Source organism: Pseudoalteromonas sp. S327, assembly GCF_005886415.1.
GTDB lineage: Bacteria > Pseudomonadota > Gammaproteobacteria > Enterobacterales > Alteromonadaceae > Pseudoalteromonas > Pseudoalteromonas atlantica.
The window spans coordinates 37,142-50,857 of sequence record NZ_PNDP01000032.1 but is presented as its reverse complement, the minus strand read 5'-3'; the positions used below and the strand labels follow the sequence as shown (position 1 = coordinate 50,857).

Genomic DNA, 13,716 nt, shown 5'->3' with positions numbered 1-13,716 from the left:
ATTAAGTGATCTATAACTACAGGTTACCTTTTTATTGCTAGATATAGGCCTTAGTGCTACATTTACGGCATAATTTTTGTTTAAAAATAATCAAAAATAAAAAGAATTTCTACTTGTAGAAATAACCCGTGTGTAAATGCCACCGCAAGGTGGCATTTTTTATAGCTTGAGTAAGTTTAGCTGGCTTATTTTATAGGTGAATAGCCCGGTAGGGTGGTTAAATCAACAAAGTCTAATTGCTCTGCAATTGCGTACTCATTTATGTAGTGCTTATACACTTCACTCTCTACAAATACCGCGAATATATCGGCGTCTAAATGGTTGTTCTCTACCATTTTTCCTAAAATAGCTAAACACTCACTCACAGGCTTTGCTTTTTTATAAGGCCTATCTACTGCTGATAAGGCTTCAAAAATGTCTGCAATGGCCATTAGCCTTGCAGGAATCGACATTTGCTCTTTAGTTAATCCTTGCGGGTAGCCTGTACCATCTAGTTTTTCGTGGTGGCCCAATGCATATTCAGACACATTACTTAAATGTTTAGGGAATGGCAGTGTGTCTAAAATATTTTTAGTCACATCCATATGGCGCTTCATAACGTCGCGCTCGCCGAGCGTTAGTGTGCCCCTGCGTATTTGTAAATTCTCTACTTCATCTGCGTTTAGTAACGGGGTATCTTTGCCGTTTATAGTTAAATGATAGTGAGATGCTATGCGGTCAATATTCGCAACATCTTCATCTGATAAAAACTCGCCACCCACATTAACTCTTTGCAAAAACGCGCGATCTAAAGAAAGTTGTTTTAATTCGGTATCGAGTAAGCGCTCAAATTGTAAAACCTCAATTGGCCTATTGAGCTTCATTGCAGAGATAATTTGTTTTTGATAGCTTATTTCTAAATCCCGTTTAATAACTTCAAATTTAGCTTCAATGTGTTCAATACGATCAAAAATAGTTTCTAACTTGGTCGACTTTTCCATGATGTGATCGGGGGTCGCTATTTTGCCGCAATCATGAAGCCAGCCTGCTATATCTAGCTCATGGCGGTCTGCATCACTCATTAAAAAGTTAGCCAAGGGACCACGGTCAATTTTATGCACAGCATCAGCAAGCATTAAAGTAAGCGCAGGAACTCGCTTACAGTGTCCGCCGGTATGAGGGGACTTTTCGTCGATGGCCATAGCAATGGTTTCTACAAACTTAGAAAATAGCTCTTCCATTCCCTTAATAAGGGTAGAGTTTGTCAGTGATATAGCGCCTAACGATGCAAATGATCGTATCAATGTGACAAGTTCGTCACTATAAGTGATTATATTGTCGTGTTGATCTTTTACGTTGATCAGTTGGATCACACCAATAATATCATCGGTATGATCTTTTAGCGGAATCGTTAACATAGATTTAGTACGATATCCCGTACGCGCATCCATATTACGCGCAGCGCTCATATCAAAGGGCAGGGCCGCGTAGACATCCGGAATATTAATAATCTCACCAGAGTTAACCGCATGAGCGACAATAGCTGTTTCGTTTTCTTTTCCATCTATAAACAAATCTATATTAGGAAAGTCAACGGGCTTCCCTGAAGCTCCCCCTAAATAGAGGTCTAAAGATTTATTAATAACCGTTTCAAACTTTAGCTGCTTGTCATCTGTAATAGAGTAAATAGTCCCTGCGTCAGAGTTAGAAATAGACATAACAACTTGTAGAATTTCTTCAAGAAGTTTACTCGCATCCTTTTCTGTTGTTAGCCTAATACTAATATCAATAAAGTGATGAAGATTTGTTCTATCTTTAATGTACTCAGACATATTATTACTACTTTGTTTTGTGAATAAAGGCGCCATTCCAATCCTGTGCTAAAGTTTGCAAATCGGTATTTTTAATTCGGTTAATAAAAATGTGGTAAACGTGATCACTCAATAAGGCAGTTTCACTTAGCTCTTCAAATAACGATAGAGCCAGTTGCCAATTTTTATTATTGTAATGCTGCATAGCAGTGAACGACTTTTTAATTTCAAATAGCTGGCTTTCGCTTATATCAGCTATAAAGTTGACAGGTTCATATAGCTCAGTTGCATTTACTTTACCCACTACCTGTACTTTATCAATTAAGCGAAATGCAATATGTGGACAAGCAAGCATTGTCTCTTCTGTAACCAGAATAGCTACCCCGTAAAATTTGGTCAAGCTTTCTACTCTTGAGCCTAAATTAACTGCATCTCCAAGTACTGTATAGGCTTTTCTGTACACCGAGCCCATATCGCCAACATTCATTTCACCAGTGCTTATACCCACACCAATGCTAATGGGAGGAAGCTGTTGCTCAGCAAATGCTTTATTAAGGCTTGTAAGGCCTGCTACCATTTCTATTGCTGCCTCAACACCGTGTTTTGCGTGGTCGCTATCTTCAAGTGGGGCATTCCAAAAGGCCATAATCATATCGCCTACGTATTTGTCTATAGTGCCGCTGTGATCAAAAATAACTTTTGTAGTCGCCGATAAGTACTGATTTAAATAATCACTTAATTGATTTGCGCTCATTCCTTCCGACAGCGCAGTAAAACTTCTTATATCAGCAAATAATACGGTCATATTTCGTTTTATACTTTGCTGAGTAAGCTGTTTACGTTGGCGAATTAACTGCTCAATATGGTCAGGCGGTACATACTGATTAAACATCGATTTAATTTTTCGGCTGTGCTTCATTTCTGCTATAGAGCCAATAAAAACAAAGTAGGCTGCTAATAGGGAAATAAGTAACAGCGGCATAAATAGCGGCAGACTAATTTTTTGTACTGACCATAAATAAAAATTAAGCAATATAACTAGCCCAGCCATACTCACTGAAAGAGTAACAATAAAGCGGGCGCTTTTACGAAAACTTAAAAACGATAAGCAACAGCCCACAAAGGTAATTATTAATAATGTTGCCCCTAAAGCCCATGTGGGTTGAGAAGGTAAAATTTCTGGATGGAGTAGCCCTTCAAAAATATTGGCATGCACTTCTACCCCTGGGTATTGTAAACCCACTGGTGTTGCTCTTAAATCAGCTAAACCAATTGCGGATGTACCAATAAATGCTACGCTGCCTTCTAATTGCTGCTCGGTAACTTTTTTGGTTAATACATCTGTGGCAGAGTAATATTGAAAACTTTTAGCACGGCCTTTGTACGGGATATAAATTTGGCCGTACTCATCTGTTTGAATCCAATGCTCATGAAATTTAACCCCTTCAAAGAAGGTCAGGTCGCCTTGGGCACTCGCGCGTGTTTCAATACTGTTCGCTAAGGTATATAAACGTGCTGCCTCAAGTGCCAAAGAAGGGTAGAGCTTATCACCGACTCTATTCACCAGTGCCGCTTTACGGATAAATCCGTCGTTTTCGCTGTGAGCATTGATAAATCCGTTGCCCGTAGCACTATTTTGCAGCATAGGTATATTAACAGTAGCGCCTAAAAACTGGGTTACTTGGGAGTTACTTTGCTCGCTCTTTGGCCATAGTACGCTTGTTTCTGGCAACGGGTTACGCTGTTTGTAGGTATCGTTGTTTAATAAAAAACCCAATACGGTATCGTTACTATTGAGTGCTTTAGCAAAGGTGGTATCAGCATCTACCTGATGTTTAATATCATTTAACGCTACTTTGTATGCACTTAATAAATCAGGGGCTCTAGATTGAATTTGGTTAACAGGGTTTGTTTCCGGTTCAGAAAAAAATATATCAAATGCAATAACTACAACACCGGCCTCTGTGAGTTTATTTACCAGGTCAGCCATTTTTGCCCGGCTCCACGGGAAACGCCCTTGCTCTTGCATCGTTTTTTCATCTATGTCGATAATAACAACGGTTTCGTCGAGCTGACGGGGAGTATCGGGTAAAGTTAGCAATAGCCTAGAGTCGTAAATAATACCTTCGACCCTATTGAGCAGCTTGGCTAATGCGCCACTAGAGAATAATTCTACAGCAGCTATAAGCAGCGTAATGGCTAAGCCTACAAATATGTGGCGATAAATTTTAGGAATATAAACGCGAGAAATAACTATTAATCCTTACTTGGCGTAAACTCAAACGTTCGGCCTTCTCTGGCACATTCAATATTAATATGCTCGCCATAATTTGCCTGTAAATGTGTTTCTATTGCGAGTAGCTCGTCATCGGTTCTTGTTGGGTCGTGGCTTATAATCGCTAAATTTTTAATACACGATTGCATTGCTAATTCAGCTACTTGCTTAAATGTACTATGCCCCCAACCGTGCTTAAGCGTGAGCTCTTCGGTAGTAAATTGTGCATCATGAATTAATAAGTCAGCATCTTTAATAAAATCAGCCCACTGGGTAACTGTGGTTTTAACAACACCGGGTGGGGCCAATTCGTTATCTGTTATATAAGCAATTTTTTTGCCTTCAGCATGCACACAATACGCTGTACCACCGCCTGGGTGATTTAACGGCGCGGTAAATACGTTAAAACTATTTAGAGTAAAGTTTTTTTGAGTAGCAAGCTGAGTGTTTAATGTAATGTTTGCAGGTAAGTGTTGGTAGCTAACCGGAAAAAAAGAGCCAGACATTTGCATTAAAATCGCATTTTTAGTTTGCTCGTCTTCAACATCACCTACAACAATGGTTATATCACGATCGGCTTGGTAAATAGGCTTAAAAAAAGGAAAGCCTTGAATATGATCCCAATGATTATGCGTTAATAAAATTGCAATGGGGGTCGTGTGCTCTATGAGCTTTTCACCTAACTGTGCAATGCCCGTTCCTGAGTCGAGAATCAGGCTTTTGCCATTTGTTTGCTCAACATACACACATGAGGTGTTACCACCAAATAGGTGCGTATGCTCACCCGGAGATGGCATTGAGCCTCTTACGCCATAAAATTTAACTTTCATAATTTAGGGCTTAACTCCATCAGGGTAAAAGTTAAACTTAGATAAACTGACATTATTAGAGGCATTATCAAAGCATGTACTGCTAAGTACCACTTGGGTATCTGTTTGTAAAAGCATTGATGTAAACTGATGTGTGCCATCGCATTGATTAGCCTGATAATAACCAAGCGTATTTTCTCCAAATAAGGTGTCGATAGTGCCATTAGCTAATATACGGCCAATCACTCCTTTAGAATCACTCATGCCTGATAAAATTATATTACCTGTAGTATCAATCGCCGCATCGGTAACTTTAGTATCAGAACTTGGTGCTAATTGATATTGCCCCACACCACTAGTGGCAAAGCTTGTATCTTCAGTTCCATCTGGTTGTAACTTGATGATCACCGCTTGGTTTGGCGTAGTGCCTTCATTAGCAACTAAATAGAGATTTGCCGCGCTATCGGCGAGTATTTTTGCTGCTCTATTACTAATATCTGTCGAAGAGCGGCTATCTGTATAGCTAAATAGCGCGTTAGCATCGTCGTCTATTTTCAACATTATTAATTGCGAGTCACTGCCAGATACTTGCTTGCCTGCAATATATATATCTTTATTTGCATCTATATAGAGTGTTTCAAAAAACTCATCTACGCTGCCGTAGTAAGCACCGCTTGTAGCAAAGCTATTTTCTAAATTACCATCGCTTTTTAACATCGTTGCAAACGATCTTGTTACGCTTAAAGCATTAGTCGAAGATCCTACAGCAACAATATAGCCGCTGCTATCTACTGCAACATCTGCAAAGTTAATATTGATATTTAATATATCTACAGTGGTATAAATACCTTCGGTGGCAAAGCTTTCATCTAGGTAACCGTCCTGGTCTATTTTTGCTATAAAGCCTTCTTCGTTTAAACCGTTTATGAGTGTACCCGCAATAATGATGCTGCCATCGCTAAGCTCTTTTAAAGTAATGGTTTTAAAGGCAACATTAATATTTAGGGCTTTACTACCATCAAGGCTAAAGCTGGTATCAATAATGCCTGCACTGGTATAGCGAGTGAGCACTAGCTTATTATTAGTATTAAGTTGTGCAATAGAGGCACTTAAAAACTTATTGGCTTGCACGCCGTTTTGTAGCTGCAATACATTCATTGATAAGTCGTCTGAGCTAACACTTAAGTCATTTATACTTGTATAGCCATTTATTGCAAAGTCGGTGTTTAAATTTGCATCACTCGTTATTGACGTTACAAAAGGCTCATTAGATGAATCGTTAAATCTGCCTGATAGCCACAGAGTGTCATTTACATCAATAGTTGATGCATTAGCAGATTGATGACTGATAACGTTAGAGACGATGTTTATGCCTGCATTGCCGTAGCTGGTGTCAAGCGCGCCATCAGATATAGATACTCGCGCCGAAAATAGTTGCTCGTTTTGGGTATCACCAGAGGCTTCCACACCAGTAGTACCTGAGAGAATTAGTTGATTACTCATAGGGGCGTATTGCACACCCGTTATTTGTGCGCCGCCATTAGCAGAGCCCGAGTTTCCATCAATATTATAAATTGTAATTTCTTCTTCAATATCATCATCGTCAATATCGCCTAAGTGGTCGACTGAAATCAAAACTGCTTCTTTTTCACCTGATGGACGAGTAATATAACCTCCTAAATAAGCAGTAAAATTAATCGCGTCTATGCCACCAATAGCAAATAGCTCATCGTCCCCTTCTTCATCCGATAAATCTAATATAAGCGCTTCGCCAGAGTTAAAACTTCCTCGATTGTTGCCATCCGGAATAAGGTATCTGATAGTTGCATCTAAATCACCTTCTTCACCTATGGCGCTGCCCACTACAAGTAAATCAGAGTTACCAAAGTTTTTAATAGCGTGAGATTCATCATCCAGGTTCTGGCCACTTACATCCACTATACCTGGGCTGCCTGATTCATAAGCGAGGGACGATACATCAAATTTAAGAAATAAACTGTCTTTGTCTGAGCCACTTACCGAGTAGCCAACGCCTTGTATTTTATTATCGGTGAACTCAAGGTCGTTTATTACAGATTCACTAGCCAGTGTTGTACATTTAGTACCGCTGTTAGCGTCACCAGAGTTAGTACTTATAATGCCTGTAGCACTCATTTTTAATAAACATGCTTCAGTTTCTGAGCCATTAAAGCTTGAATAACCTATAAACAGCTCACCATTACCAGAGATGATAGCAGTGCCTTTTTCATCTTCACCTAGGTCAATTGTTATAAAGCCATTGCCATTAAATGCTGTGTTTACATTGCCGGCATTTGTATATGAAGCAACAATAATATCTGCGTCTGAGTTGTTATTGTATCCAACAAAATAAAGGTTAGTGTTAAGCTCAATACTGTCGTTAAATTCACCGTCAGAAAAAACACGCGTAAGGTCTATTTGCCCATTAATTGGCCGCCCAAATGTATCATCTTCCACTGGAATTAGCGGGTCGTTTTCGCGAATAATGTTTACAGTAACGGTTATTGTCGTGGTTTCATTTGGAGAACCATCATCAGTAATATTAATATCTATAGTATGTTGCGTAGCCGTTTCATAATTGAAAGGGCTTGTACCATTTGCGCTTAATTGTCCGCTAATGCTATCGATACTAAATAGCGTTGTTTGGCCGCCGCTTAGGCTAAAAGTGAGGGTGTTATTTTCAATATCAGACGCTGTTACAGTACCAATTGTTTCTCCATCTGTGGCATTTTCACCAATAGCAAAGGTTTGGTTTACTGCAGTTGGAGCATCGTTAATTGGTACAATTGTAATGGTTAAATTACCTTGCACCTCATCAGTACCATCACTTAATGTGTAGGTGATTGTTGCTGTGCTTTCGTTGTTTAAGGCGGGGGTATATTTAATCTCATTATTTTCAAGGCTCGCTGTACCAATATCCGCTGTAACAGCTGTTATAGCTAGGGTATCGGTTGCATCTGCATCGGTGTCGTTGCTTATAACGTCAATGGTTGTTTCGGGAGCATCTTCATCGATTGTTGCTGTATCAGGTTGCGCTACAGGCGCATCATTTACCGGGGTTACATTAATGGTTAGTGTTCCCGCAGCAGTGTCTGTACCATCGCTTAGGATATAATTTACGATTACTTGGCCATTAAAGTCGGCTTCTGGCGTGTAAACAACGTTAGCACCAGAGCTAGAAATAGCGCCAACATCAGCATTTACAGAAGTAATAGAAAGAGTATCGTTTTCTATATCAGTATCGTTGCTCAGCACATTTATATTTGTTGCTGCGGCATCTTCTAAAATAGTGGCAGTATCAGGGTTTGCTACAGGGACATCGTTCACAGGTGTAATTGTTACTGTAAGCGTACCTGTAGCACTTTGCGTACCGTCACTAATAGTGTAGGTAACGCGGGCAGTGCCATTATCGTTTGCTTCAGGTGTATATTGAATTTGATTATTAGCAATAGAGACATTACCAACATCACTTATTACTGAACTAATTGTTAAGTTATCGCCATCTAAATCAGTATCATTACTTAGTACATTTATTAAAGTTGCCTGTGCATCCTCAGCAATTGTAATATTATCGGAATTTGCCACGGGTGCATTGTTAGTCGGAGATATAGTTATTTGTAAATTGGCGCTGGCACTCGCTCCATTACCATCTGATACTATATAAGAGACAATGGCAACTCCATTACTGTGAGGGGGGGGGCTATACTGAATTTTATTATCAACAATGCTGGCTGAGCCAAATTCGGTGCCAACACTTGTTATAGTTAAATTATCACTGTCTATATCAGTATCGTTGGCAAGCACATCAACTAAAATTGGCGATGCATCTTCTTGCATTGCGGCACTATCAGCCACTGCAATGGGGGCATCGTTAACCGGTATAATAATGAGGGTGGCTATTGCGCTACTTTGAGCTGGCGTCCCATCTGCAATACCATCAGAAATCGTATAGTTTAGGGCTACTTCACCAAAGTAATTGGGCTCAGGTGTATACTCAATTCTATTGTTTACAATGCGTGCACTGCCGATTGTATTTGTAACATTAGTCAGGGTAAGTGTATCGCCGTTGGCATCGGTATCGTTTTCTAATACGTTTAGCGAAGTAGCTGGGCTGTCTTCTAATATCGTATATTCATCATCATTAGCTTCAGCAGGGGAGTTAGAGCCTGTTTTACTTAATACAACTTGTGCTTTGGATGTTAGCCCTTGTTCATTTGAAACTGAATAAGTAAAACTATCAACATCTAATGCATCTGAATCGGGTTGATAGGAAAATGACCCATCAACGTTAAGTGTCAAAGTACCGCTTTGTACGTTAACTACGGGAGTGGTGTTAACGGTGAGATTACCTGGCTCTATGTTTACATCGTTTTTAAGTAAGCCATTTTCAGCTGAAATAACCAGTGTTTGATTATACTGAAATTGGTATTCATCATTTTGAGCATTAGGGGTATCAGGCGTGCTATTTATTGTGAGTGTTACCGTTGCAGTGGCAGTGGCACCGAAAGTGTCGATCACTTGGTATTGAAATTCATCGATACCGTAGTAGTTAGCATCAGGAATATATGAAAAACTACCATCGGTAGCTAATTGCAATTGCCCATGGGCAGGTGAAACAATATAAGTATCATCAATGATGAAAGTATCATTATTAGGGTCTGTGTCGTTAGCAAGTAAACCCTGGCTAGCATCAACTACAAGTGTGGTATCTTCATCTACACTATAGCTATCGTTTGCAGCAGTAGGCGGGCTATTTTGATCCAGTGCATTAATTTTAACACTAGCAATAGCCTCAGCACCTTGAGCATCAAAAATACGGTACTGAAAACTATCAGTGCCTTGCATATTTGCACTACCTACATATTCAAAGCTGCCATCAGCAACAAGTGTGAGAGTACCCTTACTCGGTAGGCTAACAGGCGTTGTATCTAGAGTGAGTAGATCTTGGTCTATATCGCTGTCGTTATTTAATAAGCCGGGGGCGCCAACTAATAACGTTCCGTCAGCACTTATATTGTATGTGTTATTAAGGGCTATGGGGGCATCGTTTACAGCGTTAATCATTATTTCTACAATACCGGTATCTGTCATCCCAAGTTCATTAATTACTTGGTAACTAAATGCATCAATGCCGTTAAAGTTAGCTCGTGGCGTATAAGTAAAATCACCGCTTTCGCTGAGTGAAATACTGCCATGCTGAGGGGTAACTAAAGGGGTTGTGTTTATATATAGCTCCCCTTGGTACTCATCAGTGTCGTTAGTTAAAACGTTGCCTTGCAAGGCTTGATCTTCATTAACTAAAAATTGATCGTTTACCGCTTTTGGCGCAAAGTTTAGCTCTCCTCCTTGCGGTGCTACGTTAATTAACTCAGCAAAGCCACTTTCACCACTGCCATCTACACCAGTTATTAAAACTTGATAGCTTTTATCAGCTAATAGGTTGTCTACACTAAAGCTAGAGCCAGATACACTTAAAAACTGCTGGCCATTTTCTAGCGTATTTATATTGCTGGTGGTAATGCCAGCTTCGGTTGCTAAGTAAATATTGTAGCGGTTTAAGTTTTCGTTTTCTTGCCACGCTAAATTAATCGTTTGACCGTCTCGCTGTGCAGTTGTGCCTTCTATTTGGTAGGGTTGCCAATTAGCCGTCACTGCGTCTGCAAGTACCTGGTTGTTAAGGCTATCGGTGATCCATATCTCTAAACGCAGATCACCAGGATCAACGCCATAAAAGTAAGGGCTCAACCCTATAACCGACTGCTCAAAATCTGTTCCACATGCTTGTGTGCAAAGTGCTAGGCTTTTATTTACACTCGGCAGTACTAAATTTACTGCGCTAATGCCATCGGGATCAGATACGCTAAGTAAAAAAGTGATATTGCCTTGTATCACTTCATTAATTTGCGAAAGAGTTATTGTCGCTTGAGAGTTTGCAACTGTTGTGCCTACAACCCCTCTGCTAGAGGCCACAGCACCCGACACCTGTGTTTTAGTAACAACAGAGTCACCCGTTATACCTGTAAGGTTTATCGGTGTAGCAGAAGGGGAGGGTGTAACTTGTTCTACAGGTAGCTGTTCTGAGTCTTCTTGAGCTGTCTCATCGGAGCCTCCACACGCACTAAGCAAAAAAACCATTGAACCGAGCAAAAATAGGCTCTTTGCTGTCATTCTACATACTCCAATAAAAAGCTTTATATTCAAGTTACTTAACCTGAATACTAGTTAAGAAAATTATTACCCACAGTGCAGGTTACTTAAGGTTCTAATCTAAAGTCGCCACCGGCATTTACAGCAGGATTATTAATTTCACTAAGGCTAAAATCACCCGTGATGGTATCTATGTCATTTAAAAACACAGCATCAATTTGGCCAGTTGCTTTATTGTTGTTATGAGAAGCAAATGTAACGGCTAAATCTAGTTTGGTTAAATCAATTAAGCCGCTGTAAGCTGCGTACCAGTTGCCGCCAGCATCATTAAAGCTAATTTCACCATCGGGAACCGTGCCGTTATCAAAATCTACCGACATAGACATAGAAAAATCACTGACTGCTCCTAGGCTCGACGACACATCAAAGCTGGTTGCTTGGTAATTAAAAACACCTTGGCGCTGCGCGATTTGGTCAATTAAGGTTGCATCATTTACCGCTTGAAATTGCTGCTGAGCATAAACATCAGTTATTGATATATCGGCATCTGTCGTTTTTTCTGAAGTATTGTTTTGTACTATTGATTGCTGCTCTGTTGGTTGCTCAGCACTTGTGTCATCACTAATAGTCGCTATGGTTTGGGTAAAAACAGCAGGTGCCTGAGTTGTTTTAATCACGCGCCCTAATGAAGTAACCTGCGCAAAAGAAAAAGGCTCATTACTGCCAAGGGATACAACACTTTGATCTTCTAATGTTAAATCTATTGCGCCATCCCAAACAGCTACATACATATCACCATCTATAAGCTGTAGTTCAAAATGGGTACCGCGAATACCAATTGATCCAACCGGTGTTTTAACACTGTACGCGCCACCATTTTTTTTAATAACACCCGAAATAGAACGCAGCCCGCCTTTTATTAGCTCAATAGAGGCAGAGCCTTGCTGAGTCGTTGTATTAAATTCATAGTTAGCAATATTTAGCTCAGAGTTTTCTTTTAATGCAATTAAGCCGCCATCAGACATTGAAAATTGCGCTTTGCTTTTTTCGCCAGTCGTTATTTTATCAACGCCATATACCGTGTCGCGTCGCTTAAGTGTTCGTTGTTGGGCGGATTCGGCATCTGTAGCAAGTACAGCGCCCCGAGCTAAAATAGTTTTTCCTGCAACAGTTGTGCTCGCTTGAGAATAAAAACTCACACAAAGTAAGGTGGTTAATACCGGAATTAAATGTTTCATAAGTACCTTAATTAGAATGAGTAACTTGCGCTTATATTGGTATCAAAGCGATCGTATTCGAACAAAGAAATATCACTGGTTTTGTCTTGATAGTTCAATGCTAATTGCAACGCTAAACTTTTATTAACTAAGTAGCGTAACGAGCTAGAAAGTATCAATAGGTTATCGCTTCGCTCTTGAAGAAATAGCGGGTGCTCATCCTGATATTCAATCCATTGATACCCTGTTTGTGCAGAGACTTGCCATTGTTGGCTAAGTAATGCATTTATTTGGTAATAAATTCCGCTAATGCTTCTTGCATTAAACTCACCTTCGTCAATGTTAGCGCTTTCATTTTTAAAGTTTGCGCTAACGCTTTGGTACCATTTTTGAGACAGATAACTTGCACCTATATTAAGAGTGTAAAAGGAGTTATCTAGTTTCTCGTCAAATGTATTATTCATAAGGCCAATTGATAGCGCTCCAAATACACTTAACTGTTTATCAAACTGGTAACTAGCTCCACTTGTTAATGATGACTCGGTTCTGTATAGCTCGCCATCTAACAGTAAAGGCGTAATACCAGCTTGCAAATACCACAGGGTGTTATCATTTAACTTTTGTTGGTACCGACCTGATATATTGGTATTAATACGGTCGTATTCAGATAGCTCATTAAATTTATACCAATCGGTATTTACACCTAAAGCAAAAGAGCTTCGCTGGTCAATGGGGTGAAAGTACCGCCCTTTATAATTTAGCTTTATATAATTATCGTCGGTGCTTTTACTTTCTGGTGATAGTAAAAACTCACCCAAATTAGGGATTAAAATTGTATCCTCAGAGGTGCCTGCATTAACGTTACCATCTACACCATATGCAAGTTCAATGCTCTGATCATATGTACGCTCTGTTAAGCGCTGCTTGTGCTGTGATGTTGATAATAAAGAACGAGCCGATTTTTTACACGCTTTGGTGAAGTATCAGTATTAATTAATACATTCGCTTGAGCGTTAGCTGCAGGTAAATTATTGGCTGCAATATAAGATTTTACTAAATATAAACGTGCCTCATACCACTGTGGTTTTGCTTCTATTACTCGCTCAAAAGCAAATACCGCCGGAGCAGAAAGACCAGAATTTAGTGCTGAAACCCCAAGCAAGTAGTCAAAATCAGGTTCGCCCAAATATTTATAGTGTTTTTGACTGCTTTTGTATGCTTCATCAAATTGCTTTTGCGAAATTAAATATTGCAGTTCACCAAGTAGCTTTACATAGGAAATATTATTTTGGGCTTTTGCATTCAAACTAGCAAAAGAAAGGTAACCAAGTAATAAAATAAAAATAGCGTGTTTGATCATGCTCGTCAGAATATCCCAAGAAGAAGTGGTGGTTTGCTAATACTAAATGCTATTAAACGTTAATAAGGTAGCACTTTCTGTTTATATGTAAAGTATATTG

7 protein-coding genes are annotated in these 13,716 nt (G+C 39.6%); all 7 read right to left on the bottom strand.

The window, feature by feature from the left end; all coding sequences use genetic code 11:
• Positions 1 to 185: 185 nt before the first annotated feature.
• On the bottom strand, positions 186 to 1,847 hold the full coding sequence (locus CWB60_RS09915; protein ID WP_096739011.1) for an HD family phosphohydrolase: 1,662 nt from the start codon (positions 1,845 to 1,847) through the stop codon (positions 186 to 188).
• Positions 1,819 to 4,041 carry a CHASE2 domain-containing protein gene (locus CWB60_RS09910; RefSeq protein ID WP_417655425.1) on the bottom strand — a complete coding sequence of 741 codons (2,223 nt, stop codon included), beginning with the start codon at positions 4,039 to 4,041 and terminating at the stop codon, positions 1,819 to 1,821. The genes CWB60_RS09915 and CWB60_RS09910 overlap by 29 nt, the downstream gene beginning before the upstream one ends.
• 5 nt (positions 4,042 to 4,046) lie before the next feature.
• Positions 4,047 to 4,895: an MBL fold metallo-hydrolase gene (locus CWB60_RS09905; RefSeq protein WP_096739013.1), complete on the bottom strand. Its 849-nt coding sequence runs from the start codon at positions 4,893 to 4,895 to the stop codon at positions 4,047 to 4,049.
• A 3-nt stretch (positions 4,896 to 4,898) separates the two neighbouring features.
• Positions 4,899 to 11,060: a beta strand repeat-containing protein gene (locus CWB60_RS09900; protein WP_138577037.1), complete on the bottom strand. Its 6,162-nt coding sequence runs from the start codon at positions 11,058 to 11,060 to the stop codon at positions 4,899 to 4,901.
• An 86-nt stretch (positions 11,061 to 11,146) separates the two neighbouring features.
• Positions 11,147 to 12,277, bottom strand: coding sequence for a FecR family protein (locus CWB60_RS09895; protein WP_138577039.1), 1,131 nt, complete (start codon positions 12,275 to 12,277; stop codon positions 11,147 to 11,149).
• An 11-nt stretch (positions 12,278 to 12,288) separates the two neighbouring features.
• Entirely contained in the window at positions 12,289 to 13,074 is a 786-nt protein-coding gene (locus CWB60_RS20975) for a porin family protein (RefSeq protein WP_249318387.1), read from the bottom strand.
• A 95-nt stretch (positions 13,075 to 13,169) separates the two neighbouring features.
• On the bottom strand, positions 13,170 to 13,616 hold the full coding sequence (locus CWB60_RS20970) for a hypothetical protein (RefSeq protein ID WP_249318385.1): 447 nt from the start codon (positions 13,614 to 13,616) through the stop codon (positions 13,170 to 13,172).
• Positions 13,617 to 13,716 lie beyond the last annotated feature (100 nt).